Source organism: Hymenobacter koreensis, from assembly GCF_039541855.1.
GTDB lineage: Bacteria > Bacteroidota > Bacteroidia > Cytophagales > Hymenobacteraceae > Solirubrum > Solirubrum koreensis.
On sequence record NZ_BAABHA010000015.1, the window covers coordinates 511,780 to 535,340 of the forward strand.

At 59.9% G+C, this 23,561-nt stretch carries 22 protein-coding genes and 1 tRNA gene; 12 read left to right on the forward strand and 11 right to left on the reverse strand.

Annotation, left to right across the window (positions count from 1 at the left end; all coding sequences use genetic code 11):
* Positions 1-19: 19 nt before the first annotated feature.
* A complete protein-coding gene (locus tag ABD903_RS21260; RefSeq protein WP_345227573.1) occupies positions 20-751 on the reverse strand; it encodes a DUF3891 family protein in 732 nt (243 codons plus the stop codon).
* Between the two features lie 139 nt (positions 752-890).
* On the reverse strand, positions 891-1,886 hold the full coding sequence (locus ABD903_RS21265) for an NAD-dependent epimerase/dehydratase family protein (protein WP_345227575.1): 996 nt from the start codon (positions 1,884-1,886) through the stop codon (positions 891-893).
* A 146-nt stretch (positions 1,887-2,032) separates the two neighbouring features.
* On the opposite strand from ABD903_RS21265, the gene ABD903_RS21270 reads away from it, so the two are divergent.
* Positions 2,033-3,127: a patatin-like phospholipase family protein gene (locus tag ABD903_RS21270; protein ID WP_345227577.1), complete on the forward strand. Its 1,095-nt coding sequence runs from the start codon at positions 2,033-2,035 to the stop codon at positions 3,125-3,127.
* Positions 3,128-3,201: 74 nt separating this feature from the next.
* On the opposite strand, the gene ABD903_RS21275 is transcribed toward ABD903_RS21270, so the two are convergent.
* Positions 3,202-3,975 carry a DUF475 domain-containing protein gene (locus ABD903_RS21275; RefSeq protein WP_345227579.1) on the reverse strand — a complete coding sequence of 258 codons (774 nt, stop codon included), beginning with the start codon at positions 3,973-3,975 and terminating at the stop codon, positions 3,202-3,204.
* 169 nt (positions 3,976-4,144) lie between these two features.
* On the opposite strand from ABD903_RS21275, the gene kbl reads away from it, so the two are divergent.
* Together kbl and ABD903_RS21285 are read left to right on the forward strand one after the other, a co-directional pair.
* Complete coding sequence (kbl, locus tag ABD903_RS21280; protein WP_345227581.1) at positions 4,145-5,392, forward strand: glycine C-acetyltransferase; 1,248 nt, start codon at positions 4,145-4,147, stop codon at positions 5,390-5,392.
* Between the two features lie 175 nt (positions 5,393-5,567).
* Entirely contained in the window at positions 5,568-6,305 is a 738-nt protein-coding gene (locus tag ABD903_RS21285; protein WP_345227582.1) for a DUF4386 domain-containing protein, read from the forward strand.
* Positions 6,306-6,347: 42 nt separating this feature from the next.
* On the opposite strand, the gene ABD903_RS21290 is transcribed toward ABD903_RS21285, so the two are convergent.
* Both ABD903_RS21290 and paaZ read right to left on the reverse strand, forming a co-directional pair.
* Positions 6,348-7,127, reverse strand: coding sequence for an enoyl-CoA hydratase/isomerase family protein (locus ABD903_RS21290; RefSeq protein ID WP_345227585.1), 780 nt, complete (start codon positions 7,125-7,127; stop codon positions 6,348-6,350).
* A 152-nt stretch (positions 7,128-7,279) separates the two neighbouring features.
* Entirely contained in the window at positions 7,280-9,331 is a 2,052-nt protein-coding gene (paaZ, locus tag ABD903_RS21295; protein ID WP_345227587.1) for a phenylacetic acid degradation bifunctional protein PaaZ, read from the reverse strand.
* A 175-nt stretch (positions 9,332-9,506) separates the two neighbouring features.
* Between paaZ and ABD903_RS21300 the strand changes: the two genes are divergently transcribed.
* Positions 9,507-9,962 (forward strand): hypothetical protein, encoded by a 456-nt coding sequence (locus tag ABD903_RS21300; protein WP_345227588.1) that lies wholly within the window; start codon positions 9,507-9,509, stop codon positions 9,960-9,962.
* 101 nt (positions 9,963-10,063) lie between these two features.
* Here ABD903_RS21300 and cdaA read toward each other — a convergent pair whose 3' ends face one another.
* On the reverse strand, positions 10,064-10,903 hold the full coding sequence (cdaA, locus tag ABD903_RS21305; protein ID WP_345227590.1) for a diadenylate cyclase CdaA: 840 nt from the start codon (positions 10,901-10,903) through the stop codon (positions 10,064-10,066).
* Positions 10,904-10,908: 5 nt separating this feature from the next.
* A complete protein-coding gene (folP, locus tag ABD903_RS21310) occupies positions 10,909-11,790 on the reverse strand; it encodes a dihydropteroate synthase (protein ID WP_345227591.1) in 882 nt (293 codons plus the stop codon).
* Between the two features lie 138 nt (positions 11,791-11,928).
* Here folP and ABD903_RS21315 point away from each other — a divergent pair, with 138 nt between their 5' ends.
* The 5 genes from ABD903_RS21315 to ABD903_RS21335 all read left to right on the forward strand — a co-directional run bounded on the left by ABD903_RS21315 (position 11,929) and on the right by ABD903_RS21335 (position 16,186).
* Entirely contained in the window at positions 11,929-12,483 is a 555-nt protein-coding gene (locus ABD903_RS21315) for a DUF1599 domain-containing protein (protein ID WP_345227593.1), read from the forward strand.
* A 100-nt stretch (positions 12,484-12,583) separates the two neighbouring features.
* On the forward strand, positions 12,584-13,750 hold the full coding sequence (locus ABD903_RS21320; RefSeq protein WP_345227595.1) for a BT_3928 family protein: 1,167 nt from the start codon (positions 12,584-12,586) through the stop codon (positions 13,748-13,750).
* Positions 13,751-13,841: 91 nt separating this feature from the next.
* Positions 13,842-14,903, forward strand: coding sequence for an ABC transporter permease (locus ABD903_RS21325; protein WP_345227597.1), 1,062 nt, complete (start codon positions 13,842-13,844; stop codon positions 14,901-14,903).
* A 21-nt stretch (positions 14,904-14,924) separates the two neighbouring features.
* Positions 14,925-15,455 carry a shikimate kinase gene (locus ABD903_RS21330; protein WP_345227599.1) on the forward strand — a complete coding sequence of 177 codons (531 nt, stop codon included), beginning with the start codon at positions 14,925-14,927 and terminating at the stop codon, positions 15,453-15,455.
* A gap of 71 nt (positions 15,456-15,526) precedes the next feature.
* Positions 15,527-16,186: a sterol desaturase family protein gene (locus tag ABD903_RS21335; RefSeq protein WP_345227601.1), complete on the forward strand. Its 660-nt coding sequence runs from the start codon at positions 15,527-15,529 to the stop codon at positions 16,184-16,186.
* Positions 16,187-16,275: 89 nt separating this feature from the next.
* Here the strand turns inward: ABD903_RS21335 and ABD903_RS21340 are convergent, their stop codons facing one another.
* On the reverse strand, positions 16,276-16,446 hold the full coding sequence (locus tag ABD903_RS21340) for a hypothetical protein (RefSeq protein WP_345227604.1): 171 nt from the start codon (positions 16,444-16,446) through the stop codon (positions 16,276-16,278).
* A gap of 461 nt (positions 16,447-16,907) precedes the next feature.
* Here ABD903_RS21340 and ABD903_RS21345 point away from each other — a divergent pair, with 461 nt between their 5' ends.
* Both ABD903_RS21345 and ABD903_RS21350 read left to right on the forward strand, forming a co-directional pair.
* Positions 16,908-19,340, forward strand: coding sequence for a TonB-dependent receptor (locus tag ABD903_RS21345; RefSeq protein ID WP_345227606.1), 2,433 nt, complete (start codon positions 16,908-16,910; stop codon positions 19,338-19,340).
* A gap of 135 nt (positions 19,341-19,475) precedes the next feature.
* Positions 19,476-20,054 carry a DUF6799 domain-containing protein gene (locus ABD903_RS21350; RefSeq protein ID WP_345227608.1) on the forward strand — a complete coding sequence of 193 codons (579 nt, stop codon included), beginning with the start codon at positions 19,476-19,478 and terminating at the stop codon, positions 20,052-20,054.
* 168 nt (positions 20,055-20,222) lie between these two features.
* On the opposite strand, the gene ABD903_RS21355 is transcribed toward ABD903_RS21350, so the two are convergent.
* Positions 20,223-20,789: a hypothetical protein gene (locus ABD903_RS21355; RefSeq protein WP_345227610.1), complete on the reverse strand. Its 567-nt coding sequence runs from the start codon at positions 20,787-20,789 to the stop codon at positions 20,223-20,225.
* A 144-nt stretch (positions 20,790-20,933) separates the two neighbouring features.
* Between ABD903_RS21355 and ABD903_RS21360 the strand changes: the two genes are divergently transcribed.
* Positions 20,934-22,802 carry a WG repeat-containing protein gene (locus tag ABD903_RS21360; protein WP_345227612.1) on the forward strand — a complete coding sequence of 623 codons (1,869 nt, stop codon included), beginning with the start codon at positions 20,934-20,936 and terminating at the stop codon, positions 22,800-22,802.
* Between the two features lie 118 nt (positions 22,803-22,920).
* On the opposite strand, the gene ABD903_RS21365 is transcribed toward ABD903_RS21360, so the two are convergent.
* Both ABD903_RS21365 and ABD903_RS21370 read right to left on the reverse strand, forming a co-directional pair.
* Positions 22,921-22,994: transfer RNA gene (locus ABD903_RS21365), tRNA-Asn, on the reverse strand.
* A 92-nt stretch (positions 22,995-23,086) separates the two neighbouring features.
* Positions 23,087-23,542, reverse strand: a complete 456-nt coding sequence (locus tag ABD903_RS21370; protein WP_345227614.1) for a Rieske (2Fe-2S) protein — start codon at positions 23,540-23,542, stop codon at positions 23,087-23,089.
* Positions 23,543-23,561: the final 19 nt, after the last annotated feature.

Consider the following 23,561-nt stretch of genomic DNA (forward strand, 5'->3'; position numbering starts at 1 on the left):
CGTTTACGTTCGGAACAAGCTAGCGGCGGCGCAGCTCCCAGCGCAACGTTTCGATGGGCGCCGTACGCAAGGCTTCGCGCAATTCTGCGTCGCTGCTGAACTGCAGTTGCGCCACGGTGCTGGCCTCTACCGACACTGAAAACCGCTCGGTCACGAAGGGCCAGGGCAGCACGCTTACCGTTTGGTCGGCGGTATGCTGGAGCACATCGTACCGGCGGCCGTCGGGTCCGGCACTAATTTCCAGGGCGCGCTCCATCTCGGGCAGTTCTTGGCGGCACAAAATCAGGGAAAGTCGGTCGCACCACTGCAGCAGGTCGTAGGCGCGTTGGGCGTCGGCTTTCAGCACTTTCAGCTCACGTCGCCACCGCTGCTGGTGGCTGCGCTGTTCGTCAAGGAAAGCATCGGTTTCTTTGCTTTGACCCCGCAGCTCTTCGTACAAAAAGCTCATGTGCATGCTGGTGAGCAAGCTGCGCCAGCGGCCCTGAAACTTGGCTTCCCGCATCACTTCGGTGGCCTGTTCCAAGGAGAAATCTTTCATGGTAAAATCGGCGGGGGCGCCGGCGGGCGTGAGGGCGTATCGGCCGTTCCAGCGGCGCTGGCCGTCGTCGTGCTGGGCGGCAGCGGCCAGCAGGCCTACCCATTGGTCGGTGGGCAAAAACGCGGGCCACTGGTGCAGCAGCTGCGCCGCCAGTAGAGCGTGGGCTTGTTGGTAAATGATTTGCCAGCCGGCGGGAGTGGGGTTTACAATCATGCAGAGGCAGTTAGCAGCCTGCCCAGAATTACGCACGAAAGAAAATTTAGATAAGGCTCCCGACCAAATGCAGCAGCGCGGTAGCATGCGGACGAAGAATCCACACGCTACCGCGCTGCTGAGGGTGTTTATTACTGACTTACTTTACCGACGCAGTCAACGGGGCGAGGTACTGCGGCTCCGTTTGCAAGTGGTGCAGCATGTCGGCCGTCATTTTGTTGAGGTCGAAGGCGGGCGTCCAGCCCCAGTCTTCGCGGGCGCGGCTGTCGTCAATGCTTTTGGGCCAGGAGTTGGCAATCTGCTGGCGCGAATCGGGCTGGTAACTTACCTCAAAATCGGGCAGGTGCTGCTGAATGCTGGTCGTTACCTCGGCCGGCGAGAAGCTCATGGCGCCCAGGTTGTACGACGTACGGAGCTTGATTTGCTCGGCCGGCGCGTGCATCAAATCCAGGGTGGCCTTGAGCGCATCGGGCATGTACATCATCGGCAGGTAGGTGTCTTCGCTCAGGAAGCACTGGTAGGGCAGGCCCTGCACGGCGTGGTGGTAAATATCCACGGCGTAATCGGTGGTGCCGCCGCCGGGCAGGCTTTTGTAGCCGATAAGGCCGGGGTAGCGCAGGCTGCGCACGTCGAGGCCGTGCTTGCGGAAATACCAGTCGAGCCACAGCTCCCCGGCCTGCTTGCTAATGCCGTACACCGTGCCGGGGTCCATTACGGTGTATTGGGGCGTGTTGTCGCGCGGAGTATTCGGGCCGAACACGGCAATGCTCGAGGGCCAGTACACCTTGGCGGTGTTGTGCTCCACGGCAGCGTTCAGCACGTTAAACAGGCCGTCCATGTTCAGCTGCCAGCCAAACTCGGGGTTCTTTTCGGCGGTGGCCGAAAGCAAGGCGGCGAGGTGGTAAATCTGCTTGGGCTTGTGGCGCTGCATCACCTCGGCCAGACCAGCGCGGTCGAGCACGTCGAGCTGCACGAAGGGACCGGCATCGGCCAGCTCCGGGTGCTTGGGCAGGCGCACATCGGCGGCTATTACGTTTGAGGCGCCGTAAAGCTGGCGGAGCTCCTGGGTGAGTTCAAAGCCCAGCTGTCCGCCGGCGCCGATTACCAAAACTGTGTCGCTGCCGGGTGTGCTCATGTTGGGGAAAACGAGGTTGGGGAAAAGATGGGGCAGAAAAGGCCCCAAAGATACCGCTCCGGGGGCGTATGTGCCGCCGGGTAGCCCGACTTATACGCAGCCACCGAAAGAGCTGGTAGCGGGCATCAACAGATTATATTTACCCGATGGTACCTGCACTGCGTCTGCTCGGTTTAGCCCTCGGCCTGGGGCTGATTTCAACTGCTTCGCTGCGGGCCCAGTCCGCTGTGGCGGCTACGTACCGCAACCTGGTAATGGAGGGCGGCGGCATTCGCGGTATTGCCTACGGCGGCGCTTTGCAGGAGCTGGAGCAGCAAGGCGTGCTGGCCGGCATTCAGCGGGTGGGCGGCACTTCGGCCGGGGCCATTCAGGCGGCGCTGTTGGCCGTGGGTTACACGCCGCAGGAAATCATAACCGTGGTGAACAGTACGCCGGTGCAGCGCCTGAACGACGGCCGGTTCATTTTTTTCGGCGGCAGTCACCGCCTGGTAAAGCAGTACGGCTGGTACCGCGGCGACCAGTTTACCAAATACCTAAGCGAACTGGTGGCCCGCAAAACCCAGAACGGCAACCTCACCCTCGGCCAATTGCACGCGCTGGCCCAGCAACAGCCCGGCCGGTACCGCGACCTGTACACCACCGGCACCAACCTCACCACGCAGCGCGTGCAGGTGTTCAGCCACGAAACCCACCCCGATATGCGCGTGGCCGACGCCGTGCGCATTTCCATGAGCATCCCGCTGTATTTCCGCGCCGTGCTGCTCGACGAAAAGGGCCATGTGGTAACCGGCAAACCCGCAGCTAACCAACGGACTCAGGTACTCGTTGATGGCGGCCTATTGGCTAATTACCCCGTGGATATATTCGATCAGCCGCGCTACCTGCCGGCCGGTACTACGGCTTCGCCCGATGCCCGCGGCCGCGTGTTCAACCCCGAAACCCTGGGCTTGCGCCTCGACCGCGCCGAGCAAATTGCGCTGGATACCCTGCCCGATGGCCGGCAATTGCTGGCGCCGTACGACATCAATGGTTTCGGCTCGTACATGGCCGCGCTGTACACGGTGGCCATCGAGAACCTGAACCCCGCCCAGCCACTGGATTGGCAGCGCACCGTGAGCATCAGCACCATGGGCTTCAACCCGAAAATCAAGCGGGTTTCAGAAGAGCAGAAGCAACTGCTGGTAAACAGCGGCCAGCAGGGTGTGCAAGCGTTTTTCGGGCGTACGCAAGTGCGGAGGTAGTAAGCAACGTGTTTCAATACAAAAAAGCCCGACCATTTTGGCCGGGCTTTTCCGATGTGAGTAGCAGGACAAGGTCAGCGCGGCAGCTGCTGACGACGGCGTGCGGTTACCGTGGAATACAGCACCGGCACTGCAAAAATGGCTACCGTAAGCACTGTCAGACCGACTTCGGCAAAGTGGCTGCCGAGGAACTTGCTGAACGGATGCTGTGGGAAGAAGTGCTCCACCAACGACAGCATGAGCTTCAAACCCAGCAGGCCAATAACCAGGAATGCCGCCGTTTCCAGGTACGGGTATTTGGCCATCAGCAGCACAAACGCTTGCGCCACCAAGCGCATGGACAGAATGCCAATAAATACGCCGAGGCAGATAAGGATGAGGTTGTCGGTGAAGGCCACGACGGCAAACACGTTGTCGATGGAAAAGGCCAGATCCATGAGCTCGATAAGGGCTACCGTGGCCCAAAACTGGCCGAACAAGCCCAGGGTGCGGCGGTAGAGCCAGCTTTTTTGCTTTTCCGGCGCATCGGGGTCGTCGGAAGAGCCGTGGGATTTGGGCCGGAACTGGTCGTAGGCCAAATACAGCAGGTACAAGCCGCCCAAAGGCTTCAGAAACCAGAACTCAATGAGAAACGAAGCGAACAGAATGCACAAGCCCCGAAACACGTACGCCCCAATGATGCCGTAGCGCAGGGCTTTCTGGCGCTGCTCCTTGGGCAGGTCGCCCACCATGGTGGCCAGCACCGCCGCGTTATCCACCGACAACAGGCTTTCGATGATGATCAGATTGCCCACAATGGCCAACGCGGCCCAGGGGTTGTCGAGAATTTGCTGCAGGTAAATGTTCATACGAATCGGCAAAGTAACAACGCGCGGCGGGTACAGCCTGTTTAACTGCGCAGATACAAGCCGGTATCTTACTGCGGCGGCCGCGCCACGGTTACGCCTGCAGCCCCAAGGGCTGGCACGCTACCGGCAGTTCGCGTAGGTTTGTATAGTCGTTCATTTCCCGTTTCCCATGTACACTACCCTCCAGCCCGACCTCCAGCAGCAACTGGCCGAGATAAAAGAAGCCGGCCTCTACAAAAAGGAACGCATCATTACCTCGCCCCAGGGCGCCGAAATCGAAACCGACGAGGCCGGTGAGGTGCTGAACTTCTGCGCCAACAACTACCTCGGCCTGTCTTCGCACCCCGAGGTGATTAAAGCCGCCAAAGAGGCCATTGACTCCCACGGCTACGGCATGTCGTCGGTGCGCTTTATTTGCGGCACCCAGGACATTCACAAGGAGCTGGAGCGCAAGCTGGCCGAGTTCCTGGGCACCGAAGACACGATTCTGTACGCCGCCGCCTTCGACGCCAACGGCGGGGTGTTCGAGCCCCTGTTCAACGAGCAGGACGCCATTATCTCCGACGCCCTGAACCACGCCTCCATCATCGATGGCGTGCGTCTGTGCAAAGCGCAGCGCTACCGCTACACCCACAACGACATGGATGACCTGGAAAAGCAGCTCCAGGACGCCCAGGCCAAAGGCACGCGCCACCGCATCATCGTTACCGACGGCTCGTTCTCTATGGACGGCACCATCGCCCAGCTCGATAAGATCTGCGACCTGGCCGATAAGTACCAGGCGCTGGTCATGATTGACGAATGCCACTCCATGGGCTTCCTCGGCAAAACCGGCCGCGGCACCCACGAGTACCGCAACGTGATGGGCCGCGTGGACATTATTACCGGCACCTTGGGCAAAGCCTTGGGCGGCGCTATGGGCGGTTTTACCTCGGGCCGCAAGGAAATCATCGACATGTTGCGCCAGCGCAGCCGACCGTATTTATTCTCGAACACGCTGGCCCCGGCCATTGTGGGCGCCAGCATCCGCGTGCTCGATTTGCTGACGGAAAGCACCGAGCTGCGCGACCAGCTGGAGGAAAACACCAAGTACTTCCGCGAGAAGATGACTGCCGCCGGCTTCGACATCAAGCCCGGCGAGCATCCCATCGTGCCCGTTATGCTCTACGATGCCAAGCTGGCCCAGGAATTCGCTGCTAAAATGCTGGAGAAAGGCATTTACGTGGTAGGCTTCTACTTCCCCGTAGTACCCAAAGGCCAGGCCCGCATCCGCGTGCAGCTCTCGGCCGCCCACACCCGCGCCCACATCGACAAAGCCATTCAGGCATTCATCGAAGTCAGCCGCGAGCTGGGTACCATCAAGGAGCCCTCGGCCCAGCAGCCCGAAGCCGGCCAGGTAGTTCAGAACACGCCGTGAGGCTTGCGGTAAACGCATATTCTAAGCAAGCAACAAGGCCTGCCGATGACATCGGCAGGCCTTGTTGCTTGGTCTGAGAAGTTCAACCTTTAGGCCGGACGAGGAAGCTCGGCGACAGTCACTACCCTGATAATCTTAAATCGATACTTTTAGCGAAATATATAACCCGTGTAATATGCTGAGCACCGCGCTGGGTACCTCGCCAAACAAGTATGTCCGGGCAGCCGGCGTTGCTTACCTCATCATTATCGTTGCCGGGCTGCTGGGGGAAACATTCGTCCGGGGTACTCTGGTAGTAGCGGGCGACCCTGCCGCTACGGCCCAACGCATTAGCGCAGCCCCGCTGCTGTGGCGGGCGGGCATTGCCGGCGACCTGCTGATGCACCTGCTGGACGTACCGGTCATGTTCGTGTTGTACGCTTTGCTGAAGCCTCTGCACCGCGGCGTAGCGCTGATGGCGCTGCTGGCCAATGTGGTTCAAACGGCCGTACTGGCTCTGAACAAACTCAACCTGCTGCTACCGATGTTTCTGCTGGATGATGCGGCTTTCCTTCGGGTCCTGGAGCCGGCACAACGGCAAGCCCTGGCCTACGTCTTCATCCAGGCGCACGGCTACGGCTTCGGCATCGGGCTGCTGTTTTTCGGCTTTACCTGCCTGGGCTGGGGCTACCTGATCAGTCGGGCCGAGTTTCTGCCCCGTTTGCTGGGCCGAATGATGCTGGTAGCCGGCGTGTGCTACCTCGTCAACAGCTTCGCGCTGATCATTGCTCCGGACGTAGCCAGCCAGCTGTTTCCCTACGTTCTACTGCCCCCATTCGTGGCCGAAACCGCGCTGGCCGGCTGGCTGGCGGTGAAAGGCGTGTCCATGCCCGCATGGCGGGCGAAAAACAACCGGGAGCGGGTAATGGCCTAGCTTCATTCAGCCGGCTTATCGCCCGGCTACGGCATTGGCTGATTAGCGGTTTTTGAACCGGCTGATGGCTTGCCGGGTGAAATCCGATAACACCAGGCGGCCGCTGATGCCGGCGCGTTCTACCAGCAGCTGGCCCCAGTGCTCGGTGCCTTGCCAGAACACCTGCTTGAGTTCGGCCAAAGCCTCGGGGTTATAGGCGGCCAGCTTGGCGGCGAAGGCGGCCACGGCAGCGTCCATCTGCTCGGTCGTGTCGAATACCTCGGCGTACAGGCCCCGGTCGCGGGCCCAGGCGGCGGAGCGGAACTCGCCCGCGTCCAGCGCCAGCTGCGCGTAGGCCGAGGTGCCCAGCTTGCGCTCCACGGCGGGCCCAACCACAAACGGCCCGATGCCCACCACCAGCTCGCTCAGCTTCACCGAGGCCTGCGCCGTGGCGAAGCAGTAATCGGTGGAAGCGGCCACGCCCACACCGCCACCAATGGCTTTGCCCTGCACCCGGCCAATAATGACTTTGGAGCAGGTGCGGCAGGCGTTAATCACCTTGGCAAAACCGGAGAAGAACTCCAGGCCCTGCGCCTCGTTTTCGATGGCCATCAGCTCATCGAAGCTGGCACCCGCACAGAAGGTTTTTTCGCCCTCGCTCCGCAGAATAATAACCTTGGTGGCCACTTCTTGGCCAACACGAGTAATGGTTTCGGCTAGCTCCGTGAGCAGCGCGCCCGGCAGGGAATTATGCGACGGGTGGAAAAAGGAAACAGTGGCTACGCCCTGGGCGTCGGTCGTGGTTTCGACTTTGCCGGCTGCTAGGGTATCGGTGGTGCTCATGGGGAAATGATTGCAATAAAAAGGCCCGTCATGCCGAGCGAAGTCGAGGCATCTCGCCGGATAGTAAACTTCTCGTTGAACGAGCCAGGTTACTATTCAACATCAGCACGCGAGATGTCTCGGCTGCGCTCGACATGACGGTTAAGAGTGAATTACTCCTGGTTTTTCTTCTTTACCATCGTCAGGATGGTAGCTACGGCCACGGTTTCGCCGGTTTCGTCGGTCACCTGCACGAGCCAGCGTACAATGCCCTTGGCTACGTCGGTTTCGTCGCGCTTTTCCTGGCCGATTTTCTCCTTCACCGTCAGCTGCACGCCAATGGTCATGCCGGGGTACACAGGCTTGGTGAAGCGGCACTCGTCGAGGCCGTAGTTGAGCAGCACTGGGCCCTTGCGCGGGTCCACAAACATGCCGGCGGCCTTGCTCAGGATGTAGTAGCCGTGAGCCACGCGGCCGGTGAACAGCGTACCTTCCAGGGAGGTTGCATCCACGTGGGCGTAGAAATTGTCGCCCGAAACTTGCGCGAAAGCGGTAATATCAGCCTCGGTTACGGTGTGGCGGTGCGTGGTGTACGTCTGCCCAATGGTCAGCTCCTCGAAGTAGTGCTGGAAGGGGTGCTTGTCGCGCTCGGTTTGCTTGGCGCCCTGTTGGTACACGTCGGTAATGGCGGTAATCATCGTCGGCGAACCTTGAATGGCTACGCGCTGCATAAAGTGCTCTACGCCGCGCATGCCGCCCATTTCCTGCCCACCGCCGGCTCGGCCGGGGCCGCCGTGAATGAGCAAGGGCAGCGGCGAGCCGTGCCCGGTGCTTTCCTTAGCTACTTCCTGGTTGAGCACCAGAATGCGGCCGTGGTGCGTGGCGGCGCCAAGGGCGAATTCCGTGGCTACGCCAGGGTCGTTGGTGGCCACGGAACATACCAATGAGCCTTTGCCCATGTTGGCCAGCTTCACGGCATCATCCACGCTCTTGTAGGGCATGAGCGTGGTTACGGGGCCGAAAGCTTCCACTTCGTGGGAATCGGTGAAGCGGAACGGCTCCGAGTTCAGCAGCACGATGGGCGAAATGAAGGCGCCCACTTTACAGTCGCCGCCAATGACCTGCACGTTGTCCAGGTCGCCGTATACAATGGGGGTGTTCTTGGCCAACTGCTGCACCTTCTCGCGCAGGCGCTTTACCTGCTCCATGCCGGCTAGCGCCCCCATGCGCACGCCTTCGGCCAGCGGGTGACCCACGGTGGTTTGCGCCAGGGCCTTGCCGAGGGCAATCTGCACGTCTTCCACCAGGTTTTCGGGCACAATGGCGCGGCGAATGGCGGTACATTTCTGCCCGGCCTTGGCCGTCATTTCCTTGCGCACTTCCTTGATGAACAGGTCGAACTCCGCGGTGCCGGGCACGGCATCAGGGCCGAGTACGGCGGCGTTGAGCGAGTCGGCCTCCAAGTTGAAGGGCACCGCTTCCTCAATGATGCGCGGGTGCGCCTTCAGCTTACGCCCGGTTTCGGCCGAGCCGGTAAACGTTACCACGTCCTGGTAGTTGACGTGGTCGAGAATGCCGATGCCGGAGCCCACCACCAGCTGCAGCGCGCCTTCGGGCAGGATGCCGGAAGCAATGATTTCGCGCACCACGGCTTCAGTGAGGTAGGCTGTGGGAACAGCCGGTTTTACGATGGCCGGCATACCCGCGAGCAGGTTCACGGCAATCTTTTCCAGCATGCCCCAAATGGGGAAGTTGTAGGCGTTGATGTGCACGGCCACACCCTCTTTGGGCACCATGAGGTGCTGGGCCATGAACGAGCCGCCTTTCGACAACCCGATTGGGTCACCGTCGACGTAGAACGGCTTGTCGGGGAATTTGCGGCGCAGGGAGGCGTTGGCGAACAGGTTGCCGATGCCGCCTTCGATGTCGATCCAGGAATCGGCGCGGGTGGCGCCGGAGCGGTAGCTGAGCGTGTAGAACTGCTCCTTGCGCTCCATCAAGTAGAACGCCAAGGCCTTGATCATGCGGCCGCGCTCGTGAAAAGTCATTTTGCGCAGGGCGGGGTTGCCCACGCGGCGGCCGTAATCGAGCATGGCCGCGAAGTCCAGGCCTTCGCCATCGGCAATGGCTACTACCTCGCCCGTGGAGGCATCGTACAGTTCCTGCTTGTCACCCGAGCCGGGCATCCAGCGGCCTAGGGCGTAGTTTTCGAGAGTAGGGGTCATAGGGGAAATTAGCGGGAGCATCTGTTGCCCGCGTACTGCCGGCAACATCGTTTGGGGCAGAAATATCCGCAACTTCTCGGCTTAAAGCCACTAAGTAGACCCACCGATGTACCAGATACGATTGTCACCACTCCCGCGTACTTCCCTTCTCAGAGCAATAAACGTCTGCTTTCTGATGGGCTTTTTATTGTCTGCTATATTGATATTAGCAGTGTTTAGTTTAAATGAATTGGTTTTTAATATAATTTTATATGTGTTTATATTGGCTTCGTTTTTATTTGTTCTACTGAGTATTGTTAATGTTGTCCTTTGTATTCAAGCAGGAAAATTAATTATTAGTAATGAACACGCATCCTTTGGTGGGCTTGTTAATGCTGGTTTTGATATAGAGAAGGTGATATTACTGAGTTATATTGCGCCTATCAATCAAGAAATGGGTTTTTACTCGTGGGGAGGTGAGATATACTCAACGAACAAAGAAGTATACTATATCTACAACGCTTCTGGAGATGCCTTGAAAAAGCTGACGGAGGTATATGCTGGCAAGGTTTCTTTTCGCCGTCCTCGGTGGTTTGAATATCCCTTTTCGGTTTTCTTTGGGATGATGTTCAATGGCCTGATTGGCTTGTAATGCGTAGACGCAAAAACGGGTGTGCAAAAGCTTTAGCGAACGTGCGCCCGCGGTAAACATTCGGCCTGACTATGCTAATTGTGCAGGAAAAAAGCCGGCGCCTACGCCGCCACTTCTTCGGCTGTGCGGGTCGATGACGAAGCCGTTTTCGGCTGACCATCGAACAGCAGTTCGTTAAGCTTAGCGCGCAAATCGGCGGTGGAGAGGTTGCGGTGTACTTCGCCGCCGTGCACGATGGAAATCTGGCCGGTTTCTTCGCTCACCACCAGCACTACCGAATCGGTTACTTCGCTCAGGCCGATAGCGGCGCGGTGGCGCAGGCCGAGGGCGGCGGGCACGTCGGGGTTTTCACTAACGGGCAAAATGCAGCGGGCGGCCTTAATGCGGTGCCCGGACACAATCACGGCGCCGTCGTGCAGGGGCGACGTTTTGTTGAAAATGCTCAGCAGCAGGCGCTTGCTCACGGCCGCATCGAGCAGGTCGCCCGACTCGGCGTAGAACTTCAGATCCGAAGCCTGCTGGAAGGCAATGAGGGCGCCGGTGTTCTTGCTGGCCAAGCTTTTGGCGGCTTCCACGAAGGGCGTGATGCTCATTTTCTGCTGCGGCGGCTCGCGGCGCCACGAGAACATGCGCATGCGCTCAAAAGCCGTGGCCTTGCCAATGTTCAGCAAAAAGCGACGGATTTCCTGCTGAAACAAAATGATACCGGCCAGCACGCCCACGCTCATAAACTGCCCCAGAATCATGGTGAGCAGCTCCATACCCGCGGCCTTCACCACCAGGTACACGAGGTACACCGACAGAAAGCCCAGGAAAATGCGCAGGGCCACCGAGCCCGTGAGCAGCTTGTAAATTTGGTAGAACAGCGCCGTTACCAACACCACGTCCACGACGTCGATCCAGCCGATGCGCAGGAAGCCGATGTTGACGGGGTTGAACATGGTAATCAGGAGCTAATAACGTGTTGGACCAACTGCACGGTTTGCTGGGCTTCGGCCACGTCGTGCACGCGCAGCAGGCTGGCGCCGCCCAGCACGGCCAATGTGTTTAAGGCTACCGTACCCGGTAAAGCCGCCTCGGGCGTAAGGCCCAGCGGCTTCCACACAAGGCTTTTACGGGAAACTCCTACCAACAGGGGTAAATCCAGCACGGTGCGTAGTTCTTGGAGGCGGCGCAAAATTTCGTAGCCCTGTTGCGGGGTTTTGGCGAAGCCGATGCCGGGGTCGAGTACCACGCAGGCGCTGGGCCACAGGGCTTGCAGGGCCGTGAGCCGGTCGCGGAAGTAGCGGGTGAGTTCCAGCAGCAAGTCGTGGGTGTAAGTGGTGTGCTGGGTCATGGTTTGCGGCGTGCCGCGCATGTGCATGAGCACGTAGGGCACCCGTAAACGCGCCACAGTGGCAAACATTGCCTCGTCCAGCTCGCCGCCGCCAATATCGTTGATCATGTCGGCGCCAGCCTGCACGGCCTGCTCGGCCACGTTAGCCCGGAAAGTATCGATGGACAGAAAGGCTTCTGGGAAATGCTTCCGTAATGCTTCCACGGCGGGCAGCACGCGACGCAGTTCCTCGTCGACGGGTATGTCGTCGGCACCGGGGCGCGAGGAGTAGCCGCCCACGTCGAGCACGGCGGCACCGGCCTGCAGCATCTGCTCGGCTTGGCGCAGCAGGGCGCTTTCGTCGGGCACACGGCTGCCGGCGAAAAACGAATCGGGCGTGAGGTTGAGGATGCCCATTACCCGCGGCTGGCTTAAATCCAGCACGCGGCCGTTGGCACAACGCAGTGTTTGCCTGACCCGAAATAGCGTATCTTGCGCAGCTCCGCCCGTCATGGGAATCCGTGTAAATCGTCCTCTCGGCAGGATGCTTGGTTCAGGCCAAAAAGTGGCATTAGCGAGGGTTGTTTTTCGCAACCTGCTAAACACGAGCTACTAAGCACCAAGCCCTGTCTTAAAAATAGCCTTTTGACGTTGAACGACCAAACCCAGCACCAGTACGACCGCGTGATTGAGCGCTGCCGGGCGCTGTTTCTGGCCAAAACCCACGACTACGGTACGGCCTGGCGCATCCTGCGTTTGCCCAGTATTACCGACCAGCTGTTCATCAAAGCCCAGCGCATCCGCTCCATTCAGGAGAAGGGCGCCCAGCTCGTAGCCGACCCCATCGACGACGAGTTCGTGGCCATTGTGAACTACTGCGTTATTGCCCTGATGCAGCTGCGCCTGCCCACCGATGCGCCCCTGGACCTGGAGCCTGCCGCCGTGGCTAGTGCGTACGACGAGGAAGTGGAAGCCAACCGCCGCCTCTTATTCGCCAAAAACCACGATTACGGCGAAGCATGGCGCCAGATGCGCGTGTCCAGCATCACCGATATCATTTTGATGAAGCTGCACCGCACCAAGCAAATTGAGGATTTGCAGGGCTACACCTTGGCTTCGGAAGGCGTAGAGGCCAACTACCGCGACATGCTCAACTACGCCGTGTTTGCGCTGGTTCTGCGCGGCGCGGCGCGGGAGGTGGAGTAGGGGGGCTCGACATGACCGGCGGGCGTAATCGTTTTGCATTTCCCGACTTCCGCGAACATTCCGCGTTGCCCGGCCGTTTGCCAGCCACTTACTTTGTGCTATGTCCACTTCCACCGCCCCTGCTTCCACGGCCATGACGGCGGGCCAGCAGCCCTCCCACGTCATGCGTACGTTCGTCCGACTCTGCTGGCTGCTGCTCGGCGCGTTGTTTATTTTCTCGGGGCTCGTGAAACTCAACGACCCCGTGGGCACGGCTTATAAGCTGGAAGAATACTTCGAGGTTTTTGCGGTTGATTTTGCCTCGTTTTTTCTGAGTTTCAAGAGCATGGCCCGCACGCTGAGCATCGCGCTCAGCTCGCTCGAAGTCATACTGGGCGTGGCCCTGCTCTTGCGCTGGGAAATGCGCTTCACCATGCGTGCCCTGCTGGCGCTGCTGGTGTTTTTCGGCTTCCTCACCTTTTACTCGGCGGCCTTTAACAAGGTAACCGACTGCGGCTGCTTCGGCGACTTTATCAAGCTCACGCCCTGGACGTCGTTCTTCAAAGACGTATTCCTGCTGGGCTTGTGGGCGGTGGTGTTCTTTAACCAACGCTACCTGCGCCGGGTATTTGCTAAAGGCACCGTGGGCACCATGTACATCACCTTTGCCGGGGCCGTGGCCGTGGGCATTGGCGTGTACGCGCTGGGCCACATGCCCTACTTTGATTTCCTGCCCTACAAAGTAGGCAACGACATTGGGGCCCTTATGAAGCCCTCGGCGCAGCTGCGTTACAAATACATCATGGAGAAAAACGGCACCACCCAGGAGTTCGAGGAATACCCCACCGATACGCTCTGGAAGTTCAAGGAAATGGTGCCTTTGAACCCCGAAGCCGGTCCTAAAATCACCGATTTCAAGGTGTGGGGCGCCGGGCAGGAAGACGTAACCCAGGATGTGCTGAAGGGCAACAAGCTGCTGCTCATTGTGCAGGGTGTAGACAAAGCCGACCGGGACCGTTTTGCCGCCATCAACCAACTGCTGACATCCATCGACTCCTCGAAGAAAAGCATCGAACCGATGATTATTACCAGCAGCAGCCCGCGCGAGTTCGACGTGTTTCGCCACGAAGTAAACCTGGCCGGCAAATACTACTTCGCCGACGCCACCGTGCTCAAGTCCATGATTCGCTCGAACCCCGGCTTCTTGCTCCTGAAAGACGGCGTGGTGAAAGGCAAGTACCACTACCACGACATTCCCACCCGCGCCACGCTGGAAGAGGACTTGTAAGGAGTTGTTAGTTGCGAGTTGTCCGGGTTGCCTTCTTTTTTCCTGATAACTAACAACTGACAACGGGCAACCGACAATTGTTAACCAACCCATGCTCCTTTTCATCTTCCGGCGCCTGTTGCACGGCATCCTCATTCTGGCCGGGGTAGCCCTTACCGTGTTCGTGCTGTTTCAGGTGTTGCCCGGCGACCCGGTAGCGCTGCTGGCCGGTCAGCGCAGCGACGTGGCCACCCGCGCCGCCATTGCCGCCGACCTCGGCCTCGACCAGCCCGTGCCCGCGCAGCTGCTGGGCTACCTGAACGACGTGTCGCCGCTGGGCATTCACCCACGCGACTCGGCTGGTACCGCCCGCTACGGCGGCTTTGCGCTGTTGCCGCTGGGCCAGGAGCGGGCCGTGGTGCTGAAAACGCCCTACTTGCGCCGCTCGTTTCAGTCGAACAAAGCCGTGCTCGACATCCTGCTCGACCACTTTACCGGCACGTTGTGGCTGGCGCTGGCCGCCATGCTGCTGGCGGCGGTAGTGGGCATTCTGCTGGGCGTAGTAGCCGCCCTAAAAGCCCACACCTGGCTCGACCGCACGCTGCTTACGGTGTCGGTGCTGGGCATTTCGGTGCCGTCGTTTGTGGCGGGTATTCTCATTGCCATGGCCTTCGGGTTTTACTGGAGCCACTGGACGGGCCTGAACCTTACCGGGCAACTCTTCGAAACCGACCCCTTTACGGCCGAGCCGCATCTGGTGCTGCGCAACTTGCTGCTGCCGGCCTTCGCGCTGGGCATCCGGCCGCTGGCCGTTATCGTGCAGCTCACGCGCTCGTCCATGCTCGATGTGCTGAGCCAGGACTTCATCCGTACGGCTCGCGCCAAAGGGCTTTCTTACCGGCATACGGTAACGCGCCACGCCCTGCAGAATGCCCTGAACCCGGTGGTAACGGCCGTGTCGGGCTGGCTGGCGTCGCTCATGGCGGGGGCTTTCTTCATTGAATACATTTTCAACTGGAAGGGCCTGGGCACGGTAACGCTGCGGGCTGTGGAAAACCTCGACTTTCCGGTGGTAATGGGCGCCACGCTGTTCGTGGCGTTTCTGTTTGTGGTCATCAACATCGGCGTCGACATCCTCTACGCCGTGCTCGACCCCCGTGTGAAACTGGGCTAATTGATATAAACACCGAAGCGAGTGGGCCTAACGCATTTGTACCTGGTGGGCATGCCGGGCTCGGGTAAAACCACGCTGGGCCTGGCCTTGGCGGCCCGCTACGGGCTGCCATTCCGTGACCTGGACGAGGAAATTGTGCGCCGCGAAGGACGCAGCATTGTGGAGTTGTTTGCGCAGGAAGGCGAAGCGTATTTCCGGCAGGCCGAAGCCGCCACGCTGCGGGCCGTAGTGGCCGAGCACCCGCAACTGCTGCTGGCCACCGGTGGCGGCACGCCCTGCTTCCACCAAAACGCGGACTTTTTGAACGAGAACGGCCTTACCCTGTGGCTCGATGTGCCGGTCGACGAGCTGGTGCGCCGGCTGTTGCAGCAGGCCGCGCATCGCCCGTTGCTGGCGCAGCTGCCCGACGAGGCGGCGCTAAAATCGCGGCTTACCGAAACCCTAGCCGCCCGGCGTGAGTTTTATGCCACAGCCAAGCTGTGCTGCCAAGCGGACCGCTGTACGCCGGAGGCCGTTTTTGCGTTGGTTCAGCACTATGTCACTACGGCGTAGCGTTACGGTTTGGCCCGTTGTTTGGGCAGTGGTGGCTACTTTTGCCGTGTAATACTCTACTACTTCGCGATATGGAACAAAAAACTGCCCCTCCGGTGTCGGGTCAACTCCACAAGCCAAAGCACAAGGGTTCAGCGCGTTTGTTCGAAAACCCGGTGCTGGAGCGCCTGACGCATACGCACATTGCCGGTCCGCTAAGCATTTTCTTTGGCGTAGCTGTGGTTAGCCTGTACTACAGCCTGAGCCAGGGCTTGCTCACGGGCTTGTCGGCCTTCGGGCTGTTTCTGGCGGGCTGGTTCGGCTTTACGCTGGTGGAATACCTGATGCACCGCTACCTGTACCACCTGCCGGCCACCACGCCGGCGCGGGCCAAGTTCCAGTACACCATGCACGGCGTGCACCACGAGTTTCCCAAGGACAAAACGCGCCTGGCCATGCCGCCTATCGTTACCGTTTTCGTGGCGTCGCTGCTGTTCTTCATCTTCCGCTTCACCTTCGGTAACGCCGGATTCGGCGTGTTGGCGGGCTTCGTATTCGGCTACGCGCTGTACCTGTTTGTGCACTACGCCATTCACGTGTATGCCCCGCCGAAAAACTTTCTGAAGGTGTGGTGGCATCACCACGCCCAGCACCACTACCGCCAAGACGAGGTGGCCTTTGGGGTTTCTACCACCATCTGGGACCATATCATTGGCACCATGCCGCCCAAGCAGGGCGCCGAGAAAAGCTAGGCTTGCAGCAATGCTGCCAGCGGCAACCGACACAAAAAAGGCGGCTCCTGCACAGGAGCCGCCTTTTTTTTATGGCTAGAAAAGAAGATTTACCGACGGAAGCGGCGCACCACCCACAGCACCAGTAGTATCAGTAGTACCACCACGATGATGCCGGTGTAAGCACCTGCTTTAAAAATGTCGCCGATAACATCGCAGCCCGAAAGCGGCAGCAACAGGATGCACAGAACCAGCGGCAGCCAGGGAAGGGAACGTTTCATGACGAGTAAGGAAGAAGTCCAATAAGCCAGCCGTTTTTCGGCCAGCGCTATATAACCGCATACTGCGTGTGGTGTGAAAAGGTTGAGAGCCGCGCTGTAGGCGCACAGTCTGTCAGAGTCAAATTCTCTTGGCGTGGCGCGTGGTTTAGGGCTATCCGGTCCAACGCAAAAAGCGCAGGTGGGCGGGTGTGCTTGCCACGCGCATGTTAATGGCTGACCCGGCTTCGGAGAGCTGCCCCCAAGGAGCAGCAGCCGAAGCCGGACTGAATTGTAAGGCAACGCTGGGTTCGGAAACAGGAGCCTCGTAGCCACCTCATCCAGGGTTAAAGCAAAACCTGCCCAAGCCGTGAAAAATATTTCGGCAGGTCTGTAACTATTGCCGAAAAGAGAAGTGTCCAGCCCCGAAGAAAGGCGCTGGGAAGCCACCCTTGCCTGCTGCGTAACCTGTACACCTCTCCGGCATGAAAAACGTATTCTCTTTCCTGTTCTTCGCGTTGCTGCTCCTCGGTGCCCGGACTGGTTGGGGTCAGGAGTTGGGGTTGCTAACCGGTAAAACCACCGACGACAAAGGTGCGCCGGTGGGCTTTACCACTGTGGCAGTGGTGCAGGCGGGCACCGGCGCTAACGTTACCGGCGCCGTGGCCGATGAGAAAGGCCAGTTCCGCATTCAGGCACCGGCGGCGGGCTCCTACATTTTGCGCCTCAGTTCCTTGGGATTCATCACGCAGGAAACGCCGGCTTTCGAGCTGAGCGCCGCCAGCCCTGGCCGCGACTTCGGCAACTTGGTGCTGCGCCCCGATGCTAAACAGCTGGCCGAAGTTAACGTGGTGGGCATGCGGCCCACTATTGTGCAGGAGGCCGACCGTATGGTGGTATCGGTAGCGGGCACGGCCATGGCCACCAACAACACGGCTTTCGACGTGCTGGCTAAGGCTCCGGGCGTGTTCGTGGACCAGGAGGGAAACATTCAGCTCAACGGCAAAAGCGGCGTCACGGTAATGCTCGACGGCCGGCTTACGTACCTCTCGGCCCGCGAGCTGCGCAGCATGCTGGAAGGCATGCCCGCCGAAAACCTCAAGAACATCGAGATTATCACCAATCCGCCGGCCAAGTACGACGCCGAAGGTTCCGCTGGCATTCTGAACCTGAACCTGAAGCAAAACACCCAGCGCGGCCTTAACGGCAGCGTGTACGCCAGCGGCAACTACAACTTCTTTCAGCAGTTTGGCCACACCTACGGCGCCAGCCTGAACATCAAGCAAGAGAAGTGGAACGGGTTTATAAACCTGGATGCCTCACGCCGGGTAGGCGGCCGCAACGCCACCTTCACACGGGTATTCCGTGGCGAGAAAACCACCTACTTTAACCAGAATGCCGTTGGTAACTTCACGTCCGTCGCGCCTCCCGTGGTACGCCTGGGGGCCGATTATAACCTGAGTAAAAACCACAGCGTGGGTTTCGTGGCCGGTTATACCTACCGCACCAACGAGTCGGATTTCCTGACCGAAACATTCATCGGTCCGGCCGTGGAAACGCCCACCGTGTTTATCGACGCTGACAACTTCGGCCGCCGCACGTATACCAACCGCACCGGCAACCTGCACTACACCGGCAAGCTCGACACGGCCGGCACTATCCTCACCGCCGATTTCGACTACGTAGATATTCGCGACCGGGGTAACAGCGACTTTTTTAACACGTTCCGCAATCTGATTCAGGGCAAGGACAGCGTCAACAACGAAGCCACGAGCACTTTAACCAACCTGGGCATTTACGCCGCCAAGGCCGACTTCACCCGCCCGATGCGCGGCGGACACAAGCTGGAAGCCGGCGTGAAGGTAAGCCAGGTGACGGCCGACAATGACTCGCGGTTTTTCTTCAACAACGACGCCTTGGTGCTCGACCCGCTCCGCACCAACTACTTCACCTACCGCGAAAATATTCAGGCGGCCTACGCCAGTTGGAGCGGCAAGGCCTCTAAGCGCCTGCAGGTGCAGGCCGGCCTGCGCCTGGAAAACACCCGCTCCGTGGGCAGGTCCATCACTACCGACAGCACCACGCGGCGGCAGTACCTGAACCTGTTTCCCACGCTGTTCATCCAGCAGGAAGTCAGCGAAAACTACGGCATCAACTACAGCTACAGCCGCCGCCTGACGCGCCCGAACTACGGCAGCCTTAACCCCTTTCTGTTCTACCGCGACCCGTACACCTTTGAACAGGGCAACCCCGGCCTGCGCCCGCAATACACGCACGCCTTCCGCATCGCGCACAACTATAAGAAGGTGTACAGCCTGGCTTTCACCTACGACCACCAGACCGACATCATTACCGAACTCCCCATCATTAATGCAGCAGATACCTCTACCCTATACACCACCGGCAACTTAGACCGGGGCCACATCGTTGGGCTTACGGGCATAGCGCCGTATAAATTCACCAAGTGGTGGGACAGCCAGAACACTGTCGTCGTGTCGTACCGCAAATTTAGCGGCACCACGCCCAACGGTTTCCTCACCAACGAGCAGCTCTACTACATGCTCCAAAGCAACCACACCCTGTTGTTGCCCCGCAAGTTTCGGGCAGAAATTGAGGCGCGCTACCTCGGGCCTACCGCTTCGGGCCTGTACCAAATCGAGCCCATGCACTGGGTAGGCGTGGCGCTCAAGCGCAGCTTTCTGAATGACAAGCTGGACGTAGGCGTGAACGTCAACGACATATTCAAGGGCTACCGCTACCGGTTCAGCACCAACATCGGCGGCAACGTCAACGACTTCGACCAGTACTTCCGCTTTCGCAGCGTGGGGCTGGCGCTGCGCTACAACTTCAGCCGCGGTGCCAAAGTCGACACCAAGCGTCGCAACAACAACCTGGAGGAGCTTAACCGCGCCAACTAGCCCCGGCAAGTTCGCATGGCGCGGCGTGGCGGCGGCGATTGTTCCAAAAAAGCTACTTAAAAAGAGTGCTGGCGCCGGTACACCGTATTTTCGGTGGCCTCGTATTTGCTGAGGCTGTTCCACAATCCTCTTCCGATGCGTAATCTTTTCTCCACTGTGGCCGGGCTTGCCCTGCTGGTAATTGGTCTGGCTACTCCGCCGTCGTCAGCCCAGCAACTCAACAACGACGGTTTCCAGCGTCATAACGGGCAAATGCAGATTTTGCGCAATGGGCAGTTACGCCCCATGACGCGCGATGCCCGCCTGCCAACGGGTGCCGTTGTTACCAAGGATGGCTTTGTAGTGAGCCGGGACGGTAGGCGCACGGAGCTACGCGAGGGACAAGGGTGTGACCTGCGCGGCAACATTGTGGCGGTGGTCCCCACAGCGAGTGGGCTTGCCTTAAGTTCGCGGGCTGCCGGCTCGCGTGGGGCCTCAAACGCACCGGCCGTAGGCCAAGTGCGCGAGGTGCTGGAGGACTTGCTGGGTGGTGGACGCCGCTACGAGGAAGGCGACGATGACTACGACGAAGAGTACAGCAAGAAAGCCGAGGAAAGGGCCCGCGAGCAGCGCAAAAAAGAGGAAGAATGGCGGCGCGAAGAAGAGAAACACCGCGAGGAACGGGGTAAAAAATGGAAGGAGAAGTGGAAAAAGGGCAAGCACTGGGACGACTAGCCGATTAAATCAAAAGCCGCACCGCCTGACCGCTCAAGCCATGAGCGGTCGGGCGGTGCGGCTTTATGGCTTGGAGTCCAGCGGCAAGCTGCTGGGCGAATCCGCGCTTTGGACGTAACTGCTGGTAGTCGTGCTCAGCACCAGCCAAAGTTACCGGTGCGTGGCAGGCTAGCGGCGCGGAAACAGGATATCGAGGATATCTTGGCCCACCGAACCCGGCCGGTTGCGTTCCTGCTCGCGCCAGTTATAGTCGGCATCGTAGGCTTGGTCGCCGTGCAAAATAAAGGCGCCCGGTTCCAGTCGAACCCCGGCAAGGCTGTTGCACGGACGGGGCGGCGGCTGGTGGCCCGGCGGGCGGTTGGGATACCAGATACGGCACTGGCCGGGGGGCGGGTAATGGCCGCGCGGCACGCCTTCCAGCCGCCGCGGGCCTACAGTACCGGCAGGCGGCACCACCACCCGGCCCAAAATACCGCCCAGTACGCCGCCCGTGCGGGTCCTGCGGTTTTCGTCGCGGTCCTCGTACCGGTCATCGTCGTCGTCGTCGCCCTTGTACCGATCCTTGTCGTCTTTCTCCTTGTACTTGTATTCCTTCTTGCCCTTGTGGTCTTTATTCTTGTGGTATTTGTACTCTTTTTTGTCCTTATCCTTGTCGTTGCCGCGTCCTTGAGCCCAAACAACCGGGCCGGAAAAGAGCAGCAAGCCAGCAGCGAGCAGCAGTGAGTGGGTTTTCATTTGGGTAAGGAAATGTGAATTTTACGGGCTCTACGCCCACCCTTAAACAAAGTTCGGACCAACACCGTCGGCTTCGCAGCCGTAGGGGAGGCCAAGCCGTAACACCACTTACCTTCGCGCCCTCAGCGGACGTTGCCCTTTTCCATGTTGCACCAGATTCTATTTGCCCCTTTCCCCGATACGGCCCGCCAACAGCTGTATGAACAAGTGCGGGCTACGCTGCGCGACGACGCCAGCGCACCTGCCACGCTCTTGTTGGGCAACTTTGCCGTGGAAGAAGGAGGTGAAACAATGGACGCCGTGGTCATACGCCCCCACAGCATTACGCTGCTGGTGTTTGTGCCGGGCGGGGGCCGCCTCAGCATTCCGTCCTTAACGTACGGAGCCTGGAAGCTGGACGCGCAAACGGTACGCGGCGCAGTAACAGGGGCCGACAACCCGTTCGAGCAATTTCGTCATCAGAAAGACGCCTTGGCCGCATGGTTGGCGCCGCAACTATCGGCCGAGCAAGCCAACCTGCAATTCATTTCCGGGGTAGTGGTGTTTGGTGCGCCCGTCACCTTCAGCCCCGACGTGGAGGAGGCGCTCGGTCAGCAGCCGGGCAGCAACTTCCAGCTCCTGGCCGATGCCACCCAGCTGCCCCGCCGGCTCAAGCAGCTGGCCCGCCCCGAAATCGACCTGACCGACGACGAACTGGCGCAATGGGCCCGTGACCTTGCCGATGAGCCGGAACCGGTGGCTTCTCCCGCCATGCCCATGGCACAAGCAGCCGCTGCTGCCGCGTCGCCGGCTTCGGAACCCGAGGAAGAAAACAGCCTGTGGCGGCGGGCGTGGCGCTGGCTCGGGGCAGAGGACATTCCCGACGATACGCCTTACGGAGGCTATCCGGCGGCACAAGTGGCCGCCAGCAGCGCAGAGAAGGAACGACTGGAGCGCATCCGGCAGGACTCGCAGGCCGAACTGCGTCAGCAGCTTCAGGCGCTGGAAACCCGCGAGGCGCAACGCGAACGGAACATGGCGGAGCTGCGGGCGCAACTAGCCCAGGCCGCGCCCGTCACCACCGAAGCTCAAGAACTGCGCGAACGACTGGCCGCCGAAAGCCGGGAGAAGGCCGCCCTGGACGAAGCCATGCGCGCCTCGCGGGCCGAGTCCGAAACCCGCAACCGCGAACTGGACGCCAAGATCCAGCAGCTGGGCCAGTTAGTGGAACAGCTGAACGCACGTGCTGCTTCGCCCTCGCCTTCACCGGGCGCGTCTCCAGCAGCAGCGCCGGCCTCGGGGCTGCCTGGGGTTTTGGCGTACCGCAACCTACGGGTGTGGCGTAAGCGCCTGCCCCGTGTAGCAACAGTGGTGGGGGCCGTAGGGCTGCTCGGGTTGGGAGCGTGGGGCCTGAGCCATTTGGGCTCCGGTACGCCCAAGCCTTACCAGGAAAACGGAAAATGGGGCTTTGCCGACGCCAGTGGCAAACCGGTAGTGGCACCAAAGTACTCCTCCGTTAGGGAGTTTCAGCAAGAGCAAGCCGTAGTCGAACAAAACGGAGCCTACGGGTTGGTGGACGAAAGTGGCCAGGAAGTGGTGCCGCCCGCCTACGACGCGCTCAATCCCTACGCGGGTGGCTACGCCCGGGTACGGGTAGGCGACGCCTACACTTTTCTCGACGAGCAAGGGAAGGAGTTCGACAATTACTACTTCAATGCCCTGGATTTCTCGGAGGGTTACGCCGCCGTGCTCGACCACCGGGGCTGGTACTACATCAACGGGCCAGAGCCCGAGGACCCAGCTAAGCCGCCGGTCGTCTTCCGCGAAGCTTATCCTTTCCGCGAAGGCCTCGCCCGCGTGCGGCTCGCCGATGGCTACACCTACGTTACCCAAGACTACTTAACCGACCCCAGCAAAGGCACCGAGCCATTCGGCCGTTACGAACAAGCTACGGACTTCGACCAGGGCAAGGCCCTGGTAACGCAGAACGGCCGGCGCTTTACCATCGACACCGACGGCGACCCGGTGGACTAGCCTCGCTGCATGTGCCTGCGGTGCCAGCAAGCAGAATTTTGCTGGCAATACCTCAGAAGCGGTAACACGAAAAAGCCCGGCAACAAACTGCTTTGCAGTCTATTGCCGGGCTTCGGTGCGCTCCCTCCTGGGCTCGAACCAGGGACCCTCTGATTAACAGTCAGATGCTCTAACCGGCTGAGCTAAGGAAGCGGTTATGGCGGCTTTTAAGGGCCGTTGCGGGTGCAATATTACGTAGCGTTACCGATTTGTGCAACGGTTTGTGGCAAAAAAATCAGTGGATGTTAGTTGGAAATACTTAAAAAGTTGCCGCTGAGGCCGGTAATATATTGACGGAGAGGGCGTCGGGCCGGGCCGGCGGTTACTTGACCGCGCATATCAAACTGGGAGCCGCAGCATGCGTCGGTAATGAATAGACCGGAAGCATCAACGCTGACCTTGGCGCAATCGTCGTAGGGCTGGTAGGGGCAGTTGCGTTCGAAGGCGAAATACTGCTGGGGGCTCTGGCGCACCACAATGATGCCACGTACGCCCGCGTTCAGGTACACGTAACCGCCGTCGAGGCGCAGGGCGGCATACTGCTGGTTGGTGAGGTTGAGGTTCTCGTTTACAATGGCCGAGGGAATCAACGGCTCGGGCGGGGTATCGGAGGAGCCGCAGCCGGCCAGGGTCAGGAGGGCCGTTAGGCTAAGCAGCACGCAACGACGAACGGAATTCAGGGACAGCGCGAAAGACTTCATGGTATGTTTAACGTTGGCT